Source organism: Polyangium jinanense, assembly GCF_028435365.1.
On record NZ_JAGTJJ010000028.1, the window covers coordinates 1 to 18,457 of the forward strand.

An 18,457-nucleotide genomic window follows, 5' to 3' on the forward strand; every position below is an offset into this window, starting at 1 on the left:
ACTGCGCGATGCGCAGTTCATCGAACAGGCCGTGGCAAGACCCACGACGACTTTGCCAGCTGAGACAGCAGCGCTGCCGTACCTCGTAGTGACGTTTTCCCTGTCGACAGCGCGCATCGCGCGCTGTCGCCCCGCGTCCAGGGCTTGCCCTGGTCCGGGTCCAGGGGTGGACAACCCCTGGTCGGGGTCCGGGGTGAAACCCCGGCGCAACGCTGCGGAACACCCTCTCAGAGCTCGCGCGCGATTCGCAAGATCTCCTCGTGCAGCCATTGGTGCGCTGGATCGTGGTCGTACGACGCATGCCACACCATTGAGATCGCGGTCTTGGGGAGCGTGATCGGGACGTCCGCCGTCGAGAGCCCCAGCGTCTCGGCCGCGGCGAGCGCCACGCTCCGGCGCAGCGTCGCCACGGCGTGGAGACGGCGGAGCAAGTAGGGGACGCCCACCGCGTGCGGCGTGCTCAGGGCGATGCGCCGCTTCAACCGCTGCTTCGCCAGCGCGGCGTCGATGCCGTCCTCCAGCGCCGCGCGTGACGAGATGCGGACGTGCGGGAGGTCCGCATAACGCTCCGCCGTCATGGGCGCGGACGGCTCGTGCCCGCGGGGATCGAAGAGGCACAGGTACGTATCGCCCGTGCAGATCACGCGGCGCTTGTGGTGCGTGCGGCCCTCGCTGAAGACGCCGATCGCGAGGTCGAGCTCGGCGGCGTCGAGCATGTCGGGGACCTCGGCCGGCACGAAGGGGCGGATCTCGATCCGGACCTTCGAGCCGAGCGCATCGAGGTGCGCGAGCAGCGGCGGCAGGAGGGCGATCTCCATGTCGTCGTACACGGCGATGCGGAAATGCCGTTCGTCGCGCGCGGGATCGAAGGGTGCGCTCGCCTGCAGCGTCGCCTGGATTCCGGCGAGCGCGTTGTGGACCTGCGCCGACAGCTCCTGCGCGCGTGGTGTGGGTTGCATGCCGCCCTCGGTGCGCACGAAGAGCTCGTCGCCGAAGAGGTCACGCAGGCGCGCGAGGTTGTGGCTCATGGCCGACTGGCTGAGCCCGAGGCGCGCCGCTGCCCGCGTCACGTGGCGCTCCGTCAGGAGAGCATCGAAGGCCACGAGCAGGTTGAGGTCGAGCCTCGCCAGATGCGTGTGATCGATGATCGTCATGCGCCGTATCGGTTGGATTCAGCGCGGCCGTGGACCTACGTCAAGGCCTTCGACGCACGGCGAGGAGATGCTCTCGATGAGGAATGCGACGGAGATGCGGCGCCCGTGGGCCGAGGCGCTCGCGTTTTTGATGGTCTCGATGGCGGCAGGCTGCGGCGAGGCGCGGCCTCCGGCGCCGAGCGTCCCGGTCGTGGCCGCGAAGGCGGAGAACGCCGTCGCCGGGGACGGGCGCTTGCCGCCTGCCAAGCAGGTCCACGTGAAGACGCCGGATGGGCTATCGATTGCGGTGCAGGAATGGGGCAATCCGAAAGGTCCCGAGGTGCTCTTCATTCACGGTCTCTCGCAAAGCCACCTCTCGTGGGCTCCGCAGATCGAGAGCAGCCTCGCGAAGGATTTCCGGCTCGTCACGTACGACCTGCGCGGCCACGGCGTATCGGACAAACCGATCGAGACGAAGTATTACGAGGAGGCCCGACGCTGGGGGGACGAGCTCCGGGCCGTGATCGAGGGAGCGGGGCTCCGGCGGCCGGTCGTCGTGGGATGGTCGCTCGGGGGTGTGGTGATCCTCGATTACCTGCGGGCGTATGGGGACGCGGGGCTGGGCGGCATCGTGTTCGTGGACGCGGTGACGCGCTTCGATCGCGCGCTGCTCGGCGAGATGCCTCCGCTTTGGTCGGAGGACCTGTCGACGAGGCTCGGGGCCATGCGACAATTCCTTCGGGATTGCTTCGTCGTCCCGCCGCCCCCCGCGGAGTTCGAGACGATGCTCATGTACAACGCCATGGTGCCCGTCGAGGTGCAGGGCGCGGTCGGGCGTATCCCGCTCGACGGAGCGGACGAATCGCTGCGCGCGCTGTTGGTCCCGGCGCTCGTGATTCATGGAGCGGAGGATCGCCACGCCAAGGTTGCCATGGCGACACGTACGGCGTCGCTCGTTCGTGGCGCGCGGCTGTCGGTGTACGAGGGCGTGGGGCACGCGCCGTTTTACGAGGCGCGCGAGCGGTTCAATGCGGAGCTGGCTGGGTTCTTGCGGGAGGTGAATGGGGGGCGGGAGGGGGTGGGGAAGAAGTAGGCGGGATCAGCTCTGGGCGGGCGCGGCGCTCGTCGGCTCGGGATCGAATTCCTCGTCGGACTCGCTCGCGCCCTTCCGACTCTTCTCGACGACCGGGAAGATCACGTCCTGCAGCTCGCGATTCCGGGGGAAGGCGGCGCGGACGATACCGATCACCTTGTCGACGGCGTCGTGGTGGGCGTCGCGGAGCGCGAGTTCGACCTTGAAGGCCTCGTCGTGCGCGGTGAGCGCTTCGAGGTGCGCGGCGACGGCGGCTTCCAGGGTCGAGAGGGCGGCCTTCAGCTTGGGCAACCAGGCGGCGCGGTAATCGTCGATCCCCGCGAGTTTTGCGTTTTGCAGCCGCTCGACGAGCTCCTTCAGGGGCTTGACCTGGCGTTTGCCCATGGGGATGACGACGGGGCGCAGGCCTTTCGGAAAGAGACACGCGCAGATACGACCACGCCGGCCGCCGTCCTCGATTTCCGCGGCGCGGAGGGACGAGCGGATCACGCGCTCGGCGCCGAATTCGGCGAACCGGAGCGCGGCGCGGGTCTCGACGACGGGGATACGCAGGGCGCGGCGCTTGTCTTGCTGGGCGCCGAGGGCGTCGTTGACGGTCCGGATATCGTTCGCGGCGGCGGCGGTCTCCGGGAATTGCGAGAGGCCGGCGGCGAGCTCGACGCCATACTCGAAACGGACGGTCGACGAGACGTTGTGGCGGTACTTGCGCATGATGCTCTCCCTGGGCTGGAGGCCCGGTATGTGCGTGTTCGGAAAACCTGCGCGAGCGGGTGCCCGTTGAACGACAGGCGGAAGATTTCATTCGCGGAGAAGCAGGAAGACGACGCCGGCGTGGTCAGCGGGGGTTGATCGGCGTCAGCGGTCGCTGATCGCGATGGACAGCGGCGGTTGATCGGCGTCAGGGGGCGCTGGTCACGATGGTCGGAGGGGGTTGACGCTCGTCAGGGGGCGCTGGTCACGATGATCAGAGGGTGTTGACGCTCGTCAGGGGGCGCGCTGGTCACGATGGCCAGCGGGGGTTGAAGCGCGTCAGGGGGCGCTGGTCACGATGGCCAGCGGGGGTTGACGCTCGTCAGGGGGCGCTGATCAGGATGGACCATGGGGGGCGACGCTCGTCGAGGTGGGTGATTTCGTCTGGCAGAGCGCTCCCGGTGGCTGCGCTCCGCCCCATATGGACATGGAGGGGTGGCGGCGCGGATCGATGCGCGCTCGAAGACGACGGCCCCGAGGAGGAGACCATGAGGAAGCTCTACTCGTATTCGGCGATCCTTGCGCTGGTCGGCATGATGCCGGCGAGCGCGCAGGCACGCGAAATCGTCTTGTCTAACGCAGACAATGGCAAAAGGGTGACCGTGCAGTCGGGGGACGAGGTGATCTTGCGCCTGGAATCCAACGCCTCCACGGGTTACTCGTGGCACATGGTCCTCTCGCCGACCTCCATCATGAAGCTGACCCAGCACCGGTACGTCCCGGGTCGTTGCCCGGGGGGCGCCGTGGGTTGCCCGGGCATCGAGGAATTCCACTTCGTTCCCGCGGTCTCTGCGAGCCACGAACTGGGCGAGTGGCTGCGAATGCTCTATCTGAGGCCGTTCGACCCCGGGGTCGCGGGAGCCACGCTCTGGCAGGTCGATGTCACCCTGAGGCGCTGAAACGAGTCGTCCCCCTCGCGGACTCCCGCTGGGACGGCGCCGCGAGAATCTCGAGCGCGCGCGAAAGGATCGCATCCTCGCCCGGCCCGTCATGCCCGACGAGATCGACACGCTCCGGCGGGAGCCAGCGATGCCGCGGGGTGCCGTCGATGTGGAAGAGCCGCTCGACCGGGATCGCAAAACGAATCCCACTTTGGTTCAGGGTGGACGACGTGATGGCGCCCTTGAGCCCCGCCATGGGCGTGCCGACGACCACGCCCCGGCGCATGGCATCGACCCCGATGGCCATTCCCTCGCCCATGCTCCCCGTCCAGTGATCGACGAGCACGGCGGGCGGTTTTTCGTACGTGAAAGGGCCACGCGGCAGCACATACTGGACCCACACCCGGCTCCGCCCCTGCCAGCCGACGCCCGGCAATTCGTGCTTCTGGTAGGGCAGGGGCTCCCGCACGAAGCGCCCGAGCAGCGCCTCGGCAATGGCCGTGTTGCCGCCGCTCGGGGTGTCGCGCAAGTCCAGCACGAGCGCGCGGCAATCGGCGAGCTCGGCGAGCGCGGCGTCGAACGCAGGGACCAGCGCGTCGTCGCCGAGGGAATTGTGAATCCGGAGATAACCGACGCCGCCCGCGAGCCGGCGATGCTCGAGCGGTCCGTTGCCGGACGGGACCTCGGGGGCGGCGAGGTCGATATCGCGCGGACCCTGGGCGGTCACGATACGAAGCCGGCGTTTTTCGTCGTGGCGTCCCGAAAGGAGGCTACGCAGCGCCCAGGCATGCGCCGTGGGGTCGGCGCTCGACATCCCGAGCCGCTCCGCAATGGCCTGCGCGACGGGGACGCCGCCAATCGCAAGGACCTCCTGGCCCGCCCGCAGGCCCGCCCGCGCCGCGGCGCTGCCCGGCCGGACCTGCGTGACGATCGCGCGCGCGCCATCGAGCTCGGCCCACAGATCCGCGCCGCTCGGCACGAGGCGAAACGAATGCTTCGTATTGGTGCCGAGATGCGCGTGGGCGTCGTGCAGCTCGTCGAGCACGACCTCGAAGAGGGCGACCTGTTCCGCTTTGCTGTGGACACCGTCCGCTCGCGCGGCATACCGGCGGCGCACGGCGTCCCAGTCGATCGACTGCTCCCCGAAGTAGCCGTACTTCTCGCCGATCTCCGCCAATAGCTGGTCGACATCCGCCGCGACGCCACGCGGCGCCGAGGCGCAACCTGAAAGCGTCGTGAGGAGGGCCATGGCGAACGTGGCAGCAAAGACGCGCATGCCGAGGCCAACTAGCCGAGCGTCCGTTCTCGTGCAACCGGGCGCGGGGGAAACCTCGGGGGGAGAGCACGGTTTCGCGGCACAGCCGAGGAAAGCGCTGGTCGATCCCTGGTTCGCCCTCCCTCGTGGCCTTACGCTCCATGTCCGGATCCGGGAGCGGCGCGCGCCGCGTCGAGACTGCATGAAGAAACGCGACCGACCACAGGAATGGTCGCCCGCGGCTCGTGGCACGGTTCCCTTGCTGCAGCTGGTGGCGCCGCCCGCCAAACCCATCCTGCGGCACACGCCCCCAAAACCCGTCGGCGTCGGCGCCGCCATCAAGCATTACGAGCTCATCCGCGAGCTCGGTCGGGGCGGGATGGGGACGGTGTTCCTGGCCCGCGATACGAAGCTCGGCCGCCTGGTCGCCATCAAGCTCCTCCACAGATACACTGGAGAAACGGCCGAGCGCTTTCTGGCCGAGGCGCGGGCCACGGCTCGCTGCAAGCACGAGAATATCGTGGTCATCCACGAGGTGGACGAGTTCTGCGGATATCCGTACATGGTGCTCGAATACATCGAAGGCCGCACGCTGCGCGCCTTCATGGCCGAGCACGAGGGCCCCGGACCGATGTCGCCGATCCAGGCCATCGAGCTCGTGATCCCCGTGGTGCGCGCGCTGGTCCGCGCGCACCAGTTCGGGATCGTGCATCGGGACCTCAAGCCGGAAAACATCCTCCTCGACGACGCGGGGCCGATCAAGGTGCTCGATTTCGGCATTGCGAAGCAGGTCGAAGCCAAGGCCATCTCGACGATCACGGACGCGCACACGCTCACCGAGGGCGATCGAGAGTCCCGAGAAAAGGTGATCCTCGGGACGCCCCCGTACATGTCGCCCGAGCAATTGCTGGGCGGGGACATCGATCCTCGCACGGACATCTGGGCCGTGGGTATCATCCTCTACGAGCTGCTCACGGGGGCGCACCCGCTCGATCCATTCTCGTTTGCGCGGCTCTCGGAGGTCGTGGACCTCGATGTCCCCATGCCCAGCATGGCCGAGAAGCGCCCGGACGTGGGTCCACTCGGCACCATTGTCGACCGCTGCCTGAAGAAGCGCAGGGCCGAGCGCATCGGCTCGGCCAAAGAGCTCCTCGCCGAGCTCGAAGCGCTCTTGCCGGGCCGGAAGGGGCTCTCGCTGGGCGAGGACGAGAGCCCGTTCGCTGGCCTCGCCGCGTTTCAGGAGGCGGATGCGGCGCGTTTTTTCGGCCGCGATCGCGAGATCGCCGCCGTGACGAGGTGGCTGCGCAACCAGCCGTTGCTCGGCGTGGCCGGCCCCTCCGGGGCGGGCAAATCGTCCTTCGTGCGGGCGGGCGTGATCCCTGCATTGAAGCGCTCGGGCGACGGCTGGGAAGCATTCATCGTGCGCCCGGGTCGCGAGCCATTGTCCTCGCTCGTGGATGTGCTCGTGCAGGTGGCCGAGACGGCGGGCTCGGCCGAGAACATCGATCACGACGGGCTCGTCGCCACCTTGCGCGCGCAGCCGGGGTATCTGGGCGCTCGGTTGCGCGCGCGCTGTCGGCGTGGGGGACCCAGGCACCGGATCCTGCTTTTCGTCGATCAATTCGAGGAGCTCTATACGCTCGGCGTCGACCCCGAGGTGCGGGCCGTGTTCGTCGCCTGTCTTTCGGGCGCGGCCGACGACGCCTCGTCACCTCTGCGCGTCCTGCTCGCCATTCGCTCGGATTTCCTCGATCGCATGGCCGACGAGCGCCATTTCATGGTCGACGTGACCCGCGGGCTCTGGTTTTTGCCACCCATGGAGCGCGAGGGGTTGCGCGAAGCGTTGACCCGGCCCATCGAGGCCTCCGGTCATCGATTCCAGACCGAGGAAATGGTCGAGCATGTGCTCCACACGCTGGAGAGCACGCGGAGCCCCTTGCCGCTCTTGCAATTCACGGCCGCGAAGCTCTGGGAGGCGCGGGATCGCGAGCGCCGGGTCTTGACGCAGGAGGGATACGAAAAGATCGGCGGCGTCGCCGGCGCCTTGTCCGCCCACGCGGATGCCGTGCTCGCGGCCATGTCATTGCACGAGCAGCGGCTTGCGCGCGCTGTCTTGCTCCGCCTGGTGACGCCCGAGCGCACGCGCGCCGTGGTGAGCCTGGACGAGCTCTGCGAGCTTGCCCAGGACGGCGAGGGGAGCGCCCGCGAAGCAATCGCGCGCGTGGTTCAGCACCTGGCCGGCGCGCGGCTCTTGCTCATCGAGACAGGGGGCGAGCGCCAGGGAACCACTGTAGAGCTGGTCCACGAATCCTTGATCGACCGATGGGCGAAGCTCGGGCAATGGCTCGCCGAGAGCGAGCACGACGCGGAATTTTTGGCCCGATTACGCACCGCTGCACAGCAATGGGAGGCGAGTGGCCAAGCTGAAGGCCTGCTCTGGCGGGATCGCGCAGCCGAGGACGCCCGGCAATGGCGCGAGCGCCGTCGTGCCGAAGGGGGCAACAATTGGAATGATGGGCTCGGTAAGCGCGAAGTTCGCTTTCTCTTGGCTGTCGTGGCCTTCGCCGAGCGCGCACGGCGGCTGCGCCTGCGGATCGCCATAGGCGTCATCACCACGCTCAGCGCGGTCGCGCTCATGGTGTCGTATCTGGCGGTCCGCGCCGACCAGGAAGCGGCTCGTGCGCAAGCCGAAGCCCGAGATGCGCGCAACGCCACCCGCATGGCCACGGCTCGTGAGCTGCAAGCCGACCCTACGACCGTGCTCACGATTTTGCGCGAAATCGAGCCGCCAGGCGTGCCGCGAGGGTGGTCCATGCTCGCGCGCTCGGCCTTGCACAGCGGGGTCGCTCGCGCGGTGCTGACCCATCCGGATTGGGTCACGTGTGCGAGCTATAGCCCCGACGGCAAGCGCATCGTTACCGCGTCTTTGGACAAGACGGTGCGGGTGTGGAATGCCGACGGCACCGGCGAGCCTCTCGTGCTTCGTGGTCACGAGGATACGGTCCAATCGGTGGCGTGGAGTCCCGACGGCAGGCGCATTGTCAGCGCGTCCTGGGACAAAACTGCGCGTGTGTGGAATGCAGATGGGACAGGCGAGCCTCTCGTGCTTCGTGGTCACGAGCGCCGGATCTATTCGGCGGCGTGGAGCCCCGACGGCAAACGCATCGTCACCGCGTCCATGGACGGGACGGCGCGCGTGTGGAGCGCCGATGACATGAGGGAGCTTTGGGTGTTCCGTGATCACAAGAAGGGGATCCATTCAGCGGCGTGGAGCCCCGATGGCAAGCGTGTCGTCACCGCATCCCTGGACAATACCGCGCGCGTGTGGAATGCCAATGGCGGGGGTGAGCCCGTGGTGCTTCATGGTCATGCGTCCTGGGTCCATTCGGCGGCGTGGAGCCCCGATGGCAAGCGCATCGTCACCGCGTCACAGGACAAGACCGCGCGGGTATGGAATGCCGATGGCACGGGCGAGCCCCTCGTGCTTCGTGGTCACGAAGATCGAGTTTATTCAGCGGCGTGGAGCCCCGACGGCAAGCGCATTCTCACCGCGTCATGGGATAAAACTGCGCGTGTGTGGAATGTTGATGGCACGGGTGAGCCCATGGTCCTTCGTGGTCACGGGTTGATGGTCCTTTCGGCGGCGTGGAGCCCCGACGGCAAGCACATCGTCACCGCGTCGTGGGACAAGACCGCGCGCGTATGGGACGCCGAGGATACGGGTGGGACGTTTTCGCTTCATGGTCACGAGGATGGGGTTTTTTCCGCGGCGTGGAGCCCTGACGGTCAGCGCATTGTCACCGCGTCCTTGGATAAAACCGCACGGGTCTGGAATGCTCATGACATGAGTGAGCTCCTGGTCTTTCGTGGTCATGAGGATCGCGTCTTTTCGGGAGCATGGAGCTCCGACGGCAAGCGCATCGTCACTGCATCCGGAGACATGACCGCGCGGGTATGGAGTGCGGATGGTACGAGCGCGCCCCTCGTGCTTCGTGGCCACGAGGACATGGTCGTGTGCGCGGCGTGGAGCCCGGACGGCAAGCGCATTGTGACCACGTCGTACGACAAGACCGCGCGGGTGTGGAATACCGACGGCACGGGCGAGCCGTTGGTCCTTCGTGATCATGACGATGTCATCTATTCGGCCGCGTGGAGCCCGGACGGCAATCGCATCGTCACCGCGTCATCGGATAGGACGACGCGGGTGTGGAATGCCACTGGCATGGGCGAGCCGCTCGTGCTTCGTGGTCATGAGGCTCAGGTCTTATCCGCGGCGTGGAGCCCGGACGGCAAGCGCATCGTCACCGCGTCGTGGGACAAGACCGTGCGGGTATGGAACGCCGATGGCACGGGCGAGCCGCTCGTGCTTCGTGGTCATGAGGATGGAGTCTTGTGCGCGGCATGGAGCCCAGACGGCAAGCGCATTGTCACTGCGTCGAATGATAAGACCGTGCGCGTGTGGAACGCGGATGGCACGGGTGAGCCCCTGGTCCTACGCAGCTCCGATTTCGCAGTCAGCTCCGCGGCGTGGAGCCCCGACGGCAAGCGTATTGTCACCGCGTCCGACGACAAGACCGCGCGCATCTGGACCGACCTCGAGCCCCTCCGCGGCATCGATGACCCGAAGCTGTGGACCGCGACGACCTACTGCATGCCCATCGAGCGCAGGAGAGAGCTCTTGCGCGTGTCCGAAGCCACGGCCCGCGCGCACCAGGAGGCGTGCCTGCGCCGCGTCGAAGCGGCCCGCGCGGCTGCCCCCGACGGGTCCTTGCCCATCGGGCTCCGGCCGGAGAAGCCATAACATATCGTCCCCCAAGGCCCGAGGCGCCGGAACCCGATTTGCACGTCCATGTCGCGCATGCGACCCTCCCAAGGCCGCGAGATGATGACCCCGCGGTGCTTCGGTGAAACCATGGTCCACATTGTCTCTTTTGCTTTCCTTGCCCTCCTCGCCGCCGGCTGCGGAAACCCGCCGCCCGGCAACAATACCGAAAAAGACGCCGGCGCCGATGGCTCCGCACCCGTGGGACCAGGCATCATGGGAATCCTGAAAGACCACGCGGATCAGCCCATCGGCGGCGGCAAAGTCCTCGCCTGCATGGCGACCCTTTGCCTCTTCGGCGATGCCGAGCCGGACGGCAGATTCTTTTTCCCAATCGAGCCCACGGCCGAGGTCGCATTGAAGACCCTGCCGGACCCGACGGCCACGCCCCGCAAGTCCGCCGCGCTTTGCCCCGTGCGAATCGTCGATTCGTCGCTGATCGACGTGGGCTCCCTCCACGTCCCGAGCCTCCCGGAGGGGGCGCTCATCGGACCCGCTGCGCAAGATCCGCAAACCCTCACGGCCGGCGACGGCATCGTGCTGACCCTGCGTGTCGCCGATCTCACGCCCTACCTCGGCGATACGCTCATCGACATCGCCGCCCGGCGCATTCCGCCGTCCCAAGCTTGCCCGTGGGTCGTGCCCGAGGGCGAGGAGCTCGTCGCCGTGTATGCCTTGCACCCCTTCGCCGCCGTGAGCTCTTCCCCCATTGCCATTCGAGCCCCGTCGGATCTACCCGCCGGGACGAAAGTTCAGTTTCGAACGATCAGCGAGATCGACGGCGCCTTCTCGGAGCCGGTCCCGGGCGAGGCCGATGGCACGAGCGTTGCGACGGCGCCGCAGATGGGCATCACCGAGTTGACTTGGCTCGTGATATCAAGAGACTGATCTGGCACAGAAAGGCACGATATGACGACTCCTTCCTTGATACGAACGATCTCCCGCACCCACGCCGCGCTCCTCGGCGCCTCTTCGCTTCTGCTCCTCGCCGGCTGCTCCGACGCCCCGCCGCCGTCCCAGACCCCGGGCCTGACATGCGGCGAGGGCACGCAGGCGGTCGGACGAGAGTGCGTGCCGACCGCGCTCGAACCCGGGCATTACTTGAGCCCGCTCGTCCAGCTCCAGAACCTGGCCGAGGTCGGTAGCCATACCGACGAGGTGCGTATCCGCGAGGACAACCTGCTCCTCAATTGCAGCTACACGTTCAACGTGATCGACGCCGAGCACGCGAACGACATGGAGGCCCTGACGGGCGAGGGTCTCAAGCACACGATTCCCGGCGATACACGCACGCCCGGTTGCAAGCACCTCGCCTGGGACGAGAACCTCGTTTTCACCACCCACCTCGGCAACATCCGGAATCCGGCTTTCCTCAGCGGCTGGGACATCACCGATCCCGAGGTGCCCGTGCAGCTTCCGGTCCTCCAGGAGCCCGGCGTCAGCTACGAGGGCGTCGACGTCGCGAATCACCACATCTTCGTCGGCCTGCACGAGAATGGCCTCGGCGTGTACGATTACGACGCGGCCAATGGCTTCACGCGCGTCGGGAGCCTCGGCGGCTTCACGAATGCGTGGGGCATCGCCGCGCGCGGCAATCACGTGTTCGTCGCCGACGGCATCGGCGGGTTCTCCACGGTCGACGCCACGGATCCGGCGAAGCCCGTGGAGCTCGGCCGTGTCGCCATCGGCGGACAGGCCCGCGGCGTCGTCGTCGACGGCAATCACGCGTATGTGGCCGCCGGCTCCGCGGGCGTCGCCGTGGTCGACATTTCGGACCTCGCGAGCCCGAAGGTGGTGGGCCGAGCGGAGATGCCCGGCACGGCCCTCCGCGTCGCGTTTTCCGAGGGCCGTATCTTCGTGGCCGCGTGGAACGACGTGCGCGTCTATGACGTGACCACGCCCGAGGCCCCGCGCTTCGTCGCCGCCGTCCGCATTCCGCGGCCCTTCGATTACGAGGACGCCGATCGCGAGCTGCCGACGATGCGCACGTTCGGCGTGGCCGCGCGGGGGCAGGACGTCTTCATCGGCGCCTGGGAAAACCCGTATTCGTACCGCCTCGAGCCGGACCGCCTCGCCCCCAACATTCGCCTGCCCGAGACGGCAGCCCGCCTCGATTTCGGCAAGGTCGCGTCCGGCGCCGCGAAAACGATCCAGATCCCGGTCACGAACCAGGGCACCGCGCCGCTCACGCTCGTCGACAACTGGATCAGCGGAGACGCTTTCGGCGTCGAGCCGAAGCAGGCCCGGATCGAGCCGGGGGAGACGCTCTCGCTCGAGGTGACGTATGTCGCGTCGTCCGCCGAGGAGGAGGTCGGGTATCTGCACATCGTGTCGGACGACCCCGCGGCCCCGGTGCGAAAGGCTTATCTCGTCGGCAATGCGCCGGGCGTGACCATTGGCAGCCCGCTGCCTGCCACGACGGCGACCATGCTCGACGGCACGACGTGGACGTCAGAGGCTTCGGCCGGGAAGGTGCTCTTGCTCAGCTACTTCGCCACGTTCTGCCCGGTCTGCGCGAATCACCTCCCGGACGTGGAGGAGCGATTCTGGCAGTCGTACCGGGACAAGGGGCTCGAAATCGTCGCCCTGAATCCGCGGGAGACGAGTGACAAGATCGGCGACGTGCAGGCCTATTGCGAGAACATCCGGGTCTCGTTCCCGCTCGGCATCGAGGAGCCCGCGAGCACGTACGCAGCCGTGACGACGAACTTCGTCGGGCCCAATCCTTTCCCGGTCGATGTGATCGTCGGCAAAGACGGGACCGTCCGGTACGCGAGCCACGAATACGATCCGGACGCGATGGCCGCGGTGATCGAAGAGCTCCTCGCAGAGTGACCCTCCCGCCGCCGCGGCCACGCCCGGTCAGGGCGTGAAGCCGAGCCGCGTATCCCAGAAGTCGCACGTCTCCTTCCCGACCCCCGCCTGCACGGAGCCCGAAGGCGCGCTACGCTCCCCCCGATGCTCGCCCGGTCGCGCGTCCTCGCGGTAGGCGCCATGCTCGGCGCGTCCACGCTCCTGCTCGTGTCGTGCGATCGAGCGCCCCATGCCTCGTCGACGCCTACTGCCGCGCCCACGGCGCAACCGGCCCCGCCAGCATCGAGCGCGCCCGCTCCCTCGGCCCCTGCGCTTCCGCCGCTCGGCGGCGATTGGCTCGTGCGCCTTCCGCTTGAAGGTTTTCGTGAGGCCGTGATCGCGGCGCCCATCGGGACGACGTCGCCGCGGCCCATCTTGATCGGCGTGCACGGGTCCCGCGATCGCCCGGAATGGGCTTGTGGCGAGTTTCTCGGCGTGACGAAGGGATACCCGTTCATCCTCTGCCCCCACGGCATTCCGCTCCGCTCTGGGCCGGAGCCGCTGTTCGGATTCGCGACGTCGGAGGAGCTCGAGCGTGAAATCGACGCGGGCCTGAAAGCGCTCCGCGAACGCTTCGGGCCCTACGTGGCCGAGGGGCCAATGATTTACGGCGGGTTTTCCCGCGGCGCCTTCCTCGGCGTGCCCATCGTCGCCGACGACCCGGCGCGTTTCCCCGTCGTCGTCCTCGGCGAGGGCGGGCAAAGCTCATGGACGGACGACCGCGCCGTGCGATTCGCGCGCGGCGGCGGCAAGCGTGTCCTCTTCGTTTGCTCCACGGCGGCCTGCGAAACGGCGACGCCGCCCGCGCTCGCCATTTTGAAACGTGCGGGCGTCGAGGCGAAGATGATCACCGCCGGGCACATCGGCCATATCGTCGACGATCGCGTGGTCACCCTGATCCGCGGCTCCTGGCCGTGGCTCGTGCGGGATCGGACCGGGCCGCTCGGGCCCTGGTGATCAAGCCGGACGCCCCACGCGCGCATGGCCGAGTTCGTCCAGGAGCTGCCGCACGACCTCGAAATTCGGCGGCTTCGTCAGGTGAAGATCACACCCGGCCGCGCGTGATCGCTCCCGGTCTTCGTCCCGCCCATACCCCGATAGCGCGACGAGCCGGATCTCTTTTCCCCAGGATTCCCGGCGGAGCTGCCGCGCGACCTCGTATCCATCCATGCCCGGGAGGCCGAGATCCAGAAAGACCACGGTCGGCCGGAAGCCCCGCGCCATAGCGAGCGCCGAGGGGCCATCATAAGCCCGCTCCACCTCGTGCCCCAGCATTTCCAGGAGCAGGGAAACCGTCTCCGCCGAATCCTGGTTGTCGTCCACCACCAGCACCCGCAGGCCCTTGGCCCCCTCGACGACCGCACGCGATTCGGAATCGTGGCCCGCAGCCTCCCCATTCGACGCCGGCAGCCGGACCGTGAATGCGCTGCCTCTGCCCGGGCCCGCGCTCTCCGCCATCACCGCGCCGCCGTGCATTTCGACGAGCCGCTTGACGAGCGTGAGCCCCACCCCGAGCCCCCCTTGCGCCCGGTCGAGGGACACGTCGCCCTGCGTGAACAGGTCGAAAATGCGCGGGAGGAGCGCCGCGTCGATCCCCATGCCGGTGTCCGTGATCCGCACGACCACCTCGGCCCCTTCGCGCGTGGCCGTGATACCGAGTTGCCCTCCCTGCGGGGTGAATTTGGCCGCGTTGTTGAGCAGGTTCGCGAAGACCTGCGTCAGCCGGGTGAGGTCCGCGCGCACCTGCACCGGCGCGGGCGGCAATTGCACCACGAGCGCCTGCCTTCGCGATTCCACGAGCGGACGCACCATTTCCACGGCCTGCGTCACGGCCCTGCCGAGGTCGATGATCTCGGGGTGCAGCGTGATCTTCCCCTGGCTCACCCGGGACACGTCGAGCAGGTCGTCGACGAGCCGCGACAACGTCATGACCTGACGCTCGATGATCACGCATGCCTCTTGCACCGTGGCATCCGAGAGCGGGGCCGTCTTGTATCGCACGATGGTCGCCGCATTGAGGATCGGCGCCAGCGGATTGCGGAGCTCGTGGGCGAGCATGGCGAGGAATTCGTCCTTGCGCCGGTCCGCTTCCTGGAGCTCCTCGGTCCGCGCCCGGAGGCCCTCTTCCAGCGCCTTGCGCTCGCTGATGTCCTCCACGAGCCCGTCCACCACTGTCCGCCTGTCCTCCTCGCCCACGCGCTCGCTCACCCGCGCCCAGACCCGCGACCCGTCCGGCCGACGCACCTCCATTTCGCGCTTCGCCATGGTCTGCCCGCTCTCGGTATCGCGGACCTTGTCCGCTTGTCCGGGCGGCGAAAGGAGCGCTTTGATGCTCCCCGCCCGCGCCTCCGCGAGCGTGCTTTGGCCGATGATCCGCAAAAACGCGGGGTTGCAGAAGAGGAGCTCGCCCTCGGCGGTGGCGCGAAACACGCCGACGTCGAGCGCGTCCGTGAGTCGCTGGAGGTGGGTCTCGACCTGCGTCAGCCGCCGCTTGGCCGTGGCCCGATCGATGGCGTGTCGGACGGCGAGCGGCAGCCGGGCCATGCGCTGGGGGCTCTTCACCACGTAATCGTCGGCGCCGGACTTCATGGCCTCGACCGCCACTTCTTCGTTTCCGCTGCCGGTGAACAGGACGACCGGGCAATCGGGCCAGTGGCGCTTGATGAGCTGCAACACCTGAATGCCGTCTGTCCACCGCATCATGTAATCGGTCACGACGGCGTCGTACCCGTCCCGCGCGAGCGCCTGTTCGAAGCCGGCCTTGTCGAAGACCTCGTCCGCTTGGGCGTCGGGAAACTCGTGCGAGAGGAGCCGGATCGCCACGAGGCGGTCGTCCGGATTGTCGTCCAGGACGAGAAAACGCATGGGATCAGGCGACCTCCGTGTCCGCCCGTCGATTGAGCATGAGCCAGTAGACCCCGAGCGCCTTCACCGCGTCGAGCAGCCCCTCGAAGCTGACGGGTTTGACCAGGTACGAATTGCACCCGAGGTCGTACGCCTTCCGCACGTCGGTGCTCTCCATCGACGACGTCAATACGACCACCGGGAGCCGCTTGATCCCCGGCTGCTGCCGCAGCCATTCCAGGACCTCCAGCCCCGAGCGCCGTGGCAATTTGAGGTCGAGCAGGATCAAAGCCGGCAAGGGGTGCGTCGCGCGATCGTCGTACGGGGGCCGGCCGGACAGGTAATCCACCGCCTTGTCCCCGTTGTCCACGATGTGCAGCGGGTTCACGAGCTCGGCTTTCTTGAAGGCGCGGCGAATCATGAGCACGTCGGTCGAGTCGTCCTCGACGACGAGCACGCCGATGTCCGCGATGTTCATACGCCCTCCTGCTTCGGCAGCTCGATCCAGAATCGGCTCCCCCCGGCCGGATTGGGCTCGACCCCGCACGATCCGCCCATTCGCTCGGCTCCTTTCCGTACGATGGCAAGGCCGATGCCGGTGCCCGGGTAGGCCTCTTGCGCGTGGAGACGCTCGAAGACCCGGAAAATGCGCTCCCGATGCTCGGGGTCGACGCCGATGCCATTGTCCTCGACCCAGAGCCGCACGCGATCGCCGCGGTCCTCGGCGTACACGTGCGCCACGGGCTTCTTGTCCGCTTGCACGAATTTGATCGCGTTTCCGAGGAGGTTCGTCACCACCTGCCCGAGCGTCGTCCGATGCGCGACCGCCCGGCCGAGCGGCCACGCCACGGTCACCTCGGCCCCGCGCTCGTGAATCTCCGGCCGCATTTGCCCGAGGACGTCCGTGAGGACACTGCCGAGGTCGAGCGGTTCGAGGCGAATCGCCTCCCGCGCGAGCCGAGCGTACGCGAGCAGATCCTTGATGAGGTTGTCCATCCGGACCGCGGCCCCCACGATACGCTGCGTGTAGTCGCGGGCCTCGGCGGGCAGCTCTTCCGCGTAATCCTCGAGCAGGGCGTCGGCGAGGGAATGCATGTTGCGCACAGGGGCCCGGAGATCGTGGGCGATCGTGTAGGAAAATGCCTCGAGCTCCGCGTTCGCCTCGGAGAGCGCCTGGGTGCGCTCGTCGACACGCCGCTCGAGTTCGGCGGCGAGCCTTCGCACCTCGTCCTCCGATTGCTTTCGGGCCGTGATGTCACGAGAGACCCCGACCAGGCCCACGACGGCCCCGCTCGCGTCCCGGAGCGGCGCTTTCGTCGTCAAATAGGTCCGGACCGCGCCCGGCGGGCCGAATTCCTCTTCGTCGGTCACTTCTCGACCGGTCGAAAGGACGGAACGATCGAGCTCCGCAATGCGGCGGCCCTGCTCGGCCTGCGGGGCGAATTCGACGTCGCGGCGCCCGATCGCCTCTTCCTCGGTGCGTCCGAGCAACTGCAGCGTGGAGGGGTTCGCGAGCGTGAGCCGACCGGCGACGTCCTTTGCATAAATGAGGTCGCTCGTGGCATCGGTGACGGCCCGTAGGAGCGCTTTTCGTTGCTGGAGCGCCTCCTCGGCCTCGGCCCGTTCGGTCACGTCCTGGAAGACGACCATGGCCCGCTGCGGCTCACCATCCTCGCTCCGTAGGATGGTGGCGGTCACGCGCACGCGGATTTCCCGCCCGTCCTTGCGGACGTACCGCGTATCGCTGTCGAACATGGCGCACTCGCCGCGGACAATCGCCTGAAAGCGCGCCCAATCCGCAGCCCGGTTGTCCGGGTGCGTGAGCTCGGGGAACGTCATGTTTGCGAGCTCGTCCGCCGTGCAGCCGGTGATTTCGCAGAGCATGTGGTTCACGCGCAGAAATCGCCCGGTCGCGAGGTCCACCTGCGCCTCGCCGACCCCGGCCCGCTCGAAGGCTTCGCGGAACTCTTCTTCGCTCGCCGCGAGCCGCCGCGCCGCCTCGCGTTCGGTCGTCCCGTCCTGGAACACGAGCACGACCCCGCGGATCCGCCCGGCGTCGTCCAGGATCGGTGCCCCCGAATCCGTAATGGGGTATTCCCTGCCGTCGCGGGCGACGAGGAGCGTGTGATTGGCGAGCCCAACGACGGATCCGTCCCGCAAGACCTTCGCGACCGGGTCTTCCATGGGCTCTCGATCGGCCTCGCCCACGACGTGGAACACCTTGTGGAGCGGACGACCAATGGCGTCCGCGGCTTTCCACCCCGTGAGTTTTTCCGCGGACGGGTTCATGAAGCAAACGAGCCCGACCTCGTCCGTGGCGATGACCCCGTCACCGATGCTCCGGAGCGTGACGCGCAGCCACTCCTCGCTCGCATGCATCTTTCGCTCGGCGGCCTCGGCGCGGTTCCGGGCGCGGTGGAGCGAATCCGTCAAATAACTCAAGCCGCCGCCGGTGAACAGGAAGAGCGCGAGCTGCGCGCGCACCACCTCCGTCGAGAGCTCGAGCTCGAACTGGGGGCGCAAAATGAAGAACGTGGAGGAGAAGGCGGCCAGGACCATGGCGAAGAGCGCCGCCCGCAGCCCGCCGTACCAGGCCGCAGCCATGACGGCGAGGGTAAAAATGAGGAATGGGGAATGTTCCCCGAGCAAGGGGGCGAGCGCGAGCCGGATCGCCGTCACGGCGGCGACGGCCGCGATGGCTACACCATACCGCGCGAAGAACCGCTTCCCGGTCCCTTCACGAGGCGGCTTCGGGCTCGCGCTCGCCTGCGGGGGGGACCACACGGGCGAGCTCGTTCGGGCGTCGTACAACATTTCATGGGTGTA

Annotated in this window: 12 protein-coding genes; 6 read left to right on the forward strand and 6 right to left on the reverse strand. The window is 67.8% G+C overall.

Translation table 11 applies throughout. From position 1 onward, the window contains the following. Positions 1 to 227 precede the first annotated feature (227 nt). Positions 228 to 1,154 (reverse strand): LysR family transcriptional regulator, encoded by a 927-nt coding sequence (locus tag KEG57_RS32990; protein WP_272426175.1) that lies wholly within the window; start codon positions 1,152 to 1,154, stop codon positions 228 to 230. A 76-nt stretch (positions 1,155 to 1,230) separates the two neighbouring features. Here KEG57_RS32990 and KEG57_RS32995 point away from each other — a divergent pair, with 76 nt between their 5' ends. Further along, positions 1,231 to 2,226, forward strand: coding sequence for an alpha/beta fold hydrolase (locus tag KEG57_RS32995; protein WP_272426174.1), 996 nt, complete (start codon positions 1,231 to 1,233; stop codon positions 2,224 to 2,226). 6 nt (positions 2,227 to 2,232) lie between these two features. Here the strand turns inward: KEG57_RS32995 and KEG57_RS33000 are convergent, their stop codons facing one another. Beyond that, on the reverse strand, positions 2,233 to 2,937 hold the full coding sequence (locus KEG57_RS33000) for a hypothetical protein (RefSeq protein ID WP_272426172.1): 705 nt from the start codon (positions 2,935 to 2,937) through the stop codon (positions 2,233 to 2,235). A 527-nt stretch (positions 2,938 to 3,464) separates the two neighbouring features. On the opposite strand from KEG57_RS33000, the gene KEG57_RS33005 reads away from it, so the two are divergent. Beyond that, on the forward strand, positions 3,465 to 3,875 hold the full coding sequence (locus KEG57_RS33005; protein WP_272426171.1) for a protease inhibitor I42 family protein: 411 nt from the start codon (positions 3,465 to 3,467) through the stop codon (positions 3,873 to 3,875). Here KEG57_RS33005 and KEG57_RS33010 read toward each other — a convergent pair. Next, on the reverse strand, positions 3,859 to 5,133 hold the full coding sequence (locus KEG57_RS33010) for a S41 family peptidase (RefSeq protein ID WP_272426169.1): 1,275 nt from the start codon (positions 5,131 to 5,133) through the stop codon (positions 3,859 to 3,861). The two genes, KEG57_RS33005 and KEG57_RS33010, sit on opposite strands and share 17 nt — an antisense overlap. On the opposite strand from KEG57_RS33010, the gene KEG57_RS33015 reads away from it, so the two are divergent. The 4 genes from KEG57_RS33015 to KEG57_RS33030 all read left to right on the forward strand — a co-directional run bounded on the left by KEG57_RS33015 (position 5,105) and on the right by KEG57_RS33030 (position 13,744). Continuing rightward, positions 5,105 to 9,913: an nSTAND1 domain-containing NTPase gene (locus KEG57_RS33015; protein ID WP_272426167.1), complete on the forward strand. Its 4,809-nt coding sequence runs from the start codon at positions 5,105 to 5,107 to the stop codon at positions 9,911 to 9,913. The two genes, KEG57_RS33010 and KEG57_RS33015, sit on opposite strands and share 29 nt — an antisense overlap. A 111-nt stretch (positions 9,914 to 10,024) precedes the next feature. After that, positions 10,025 to 10,822, forward strand: a complete 798-nt coding sequence (locus tag KEG57_RS33020; RefSeq protein WP_272426165.1) for a hypothetical protein — start codon at positions 10,025 to 10,027, stop codon at positions 10,820 to 10,822. Between the two features lie 36 nt (positions 10,823 to 10,858). Continuing rightward, positions 10,859 to 12,769, forward strand: a complete 1,911-nt coding sequence (locus tag KEG57_RS33025) for a redoxin domain-containing protein (protein WP_272459179.1) — start codon at positions 10,859 to 10,861, stop codon at positions 12,767 to 12,769. A 123-nt stretch (positions 12,770 to 12,892) separates the two neighbouring features. Beyond that, positions 12,893 to 13,744, forward strand: coding sequence for a hypothetical protein (locus KEG57_RS33030; RefSeq protein WP_272426161.1), 852 nt, complete (start codon positions 12,893 to 12,895; stop codon positions 13,742 to 13,744). On the opposite strand, the gene KEG57_RS33035 is transcribed toward KEG57_RS33030, so the two are convergent. From KEG57_RS33035 to KEG57_RS33045, 3 genes are read right to left on the reverse strand one after another with little or no spacing between them, the layout of a single operon-like run. After that, on the reverse strand, positions 13,745 to 15,652 hold the full coding sequence (locus tag KEG57_RS33035) for a hybrid sensor histidine kinase/response regulator (RefSeq protein WP_272426159.1): 1,908 nt from the start codon (positions 15,650 to 15,652) through the stop codon (positions 13,745 to 13,747). A gap of 4 nt (positions 15,653 to 15,656) precedes the next feature. Next, positions 15,657 to 16,109: a response regulator gene (locus KEG57_RS33040; RefSeq protein WP_272426157.1), complete on the reverse strand. Its 453-nt coding sequence runs from the start codon at positions 16,107 to 16,109 to the stop codon at positions 15,657 to 15,659. Further along, positions 16,106 to 18,415, reverse strand: coding sequence for a PAS domain S-box protein (locus KEG57_RS33045; RefSeq protein ID WP_272459180.1), 2,310 nt, complete (start codon positions 18,413 to 18,415; stop codon positions 16,106 to 16,108). The genes KEG57_RS33040 and KEG57_RS33045 overlap by 4 nt, the downstream gene beginning before the upstream one ends. Positions 18,416 to 18,457: the final 42 nt, after the last annotated feature.

What these genes read in the sequence shown, in the direction of transcription:
- KEG57_RS32990 (WP_272426175.1), bottom strand. Translation starts at nt 1,154, where the DNA reads ATGACGATCATCGATCACACGCATCTGGCGAGGCTCGACCTCAACCTG.
- KEG57_RS32995 (WP_272426174.1), top strand. Translation starts at nt 1,231, where the DNA reads ATGAGGAATGCGACGGAGATGCGGCGCCCGTGGGCCGAGGCGCTCGCG.
- KEG57_RS33000 (WP_272426172.1), bottom strand. Translation starts at nt 2,937, where the DNA reads ATGCGCAAGTACCGCCACAACGTCTCGTCGACCGTCCGTTTCGAGTAT.
- KEG57_RS33005 (WP_272426171.1), top strand. Translation starts at nt 3,465, where the DNA reads ATGAGGAAGCTCTACTCGTATTCGGCGATCCTTGCGCTGGTCGGCATG.
- KEG57_RS33015 (WP_272426167.1), top strand. Translation starts at nt 5,105, where the DNA reads ATGGCGAACGTGGCAGCAAAGACGCGCATGCCGAGGCCAACTAGCCGA.
- KEG57_RS33010 (WP_272426169.1), bottom strand. Translation starts at nt 5,133, where the DNA reads ATGCGCGTCTTTGCTGCCACGTTCGCCATGGCCCTCCTCACGACGCTT.
- KEG57_RS33020 (WP_272426165.1), top strand. Translation starts at nt 10,025, where the DNA reads ATGGTCCACATTGTCTCTTTTGCTTTCCTTGCCCTCCTCGCCGCCGGC.
- KEG57_RS33030 (WP_272426161.1), top strand. Translation starts at nt 12,893, where the DNA reads ATGCTCGCCCGGTCGCGCGTCCTCGCGGTAGGCGCCATGCTCGGCGCG.
- KEG57_RS33035 (WP_272426159.1), bottom strand. Translation starts at nt 15,652, where the DNA reads ATGCGTTTTCTCGTCCTGGACGACAATCCGGACGACCGCCTCGTGGCG.
- KEG57_RS33040 (WP_272426157.1), bottom strand. Translation starts at nt 16,109, where the DNA reads ATGAACATCGCGGACATCGGCGTGCTCGTCGTCGAGGACGACTCGACC.